This window comes from Rhodococcus sp. A14 (assembly GCF_011603105.1).
GTDB lineage: Bacteria > Actinomycetota > Actinomycetes > Mycobacteriales > Mycobacteriaceae > Rhodococcus_F > Rhodococcus_F opacus.
On sequence record NZ_JAAOQS010000308.1, the window covers coordinates 1 to 625 of the forward strand.

Below are 625 nucleotides of genomic sequence, written 5' to 3' on the forward strand. Positions count from 1 at the left end.
CCTGCACGTCGGCTCCATCGCCGTCGTCCGAGCACCCGGCGCCGATGACGTGGCACGACTCGTCTCGCGGCAGACCCCGGACACGACCATCAGCTACGACGTCAATGTCAGGCCCTCAGCGATGGGCCCCCGGCACATCTCGATCGCACGAATCGACGAGATGATCTCCAGGAGCGATGTCGTCAAGCTGAGCGATGCGGATCTGGCCTGGCTACGGCCGGGCGAGCGCCACGGTGATGCGATCCGGTGGTTGATGTCTCGGGGCCCGGCGATCGTGGTCGTCACCCACGGCTCTGCCGGAGCCACGGGCTACACCAGGAGCGGGTCCGTGCGTGTTCGAGGCCATCGCGTCGACGTGGCCCACACCGCGGGGGTGGGTGACGCCTTCATGGCCGGATTGCTGCACGCCATGTCCGTCCGCAGTCTGCTGGCCCGCAAGACCGCTCGGCGTCTGCGTACGATCGGCCTCGACGACCTACACAGCATCCTGCACCACGCGAACCTCTGCGCGGCACAGGCCATCACCTCCGCCGGGATAGAGCCTCCCCACATCGACGATCTCGCTGTGGCGAGTTGATATGTATCGACTGCGTGCCAATCACTTCCAGCAGAACTGGCCTTGTAC

The 625-nt window shown here is 66.1% G+C and carries 1 protein-coding gene; it reads left to right on the forward strand.

Features of this window, described 5'->3' with window-relative positions:
- On the forward strand, window positions 1-577 hold a 577-nt coding region (locus G9373_RS45555), incomplete at its 5' end, for a PfkB family carbohydrate kinase (RefSeq protein WP_240961176.1).
- Window positions 578-625: the final 48 nt, after the last annotated feature.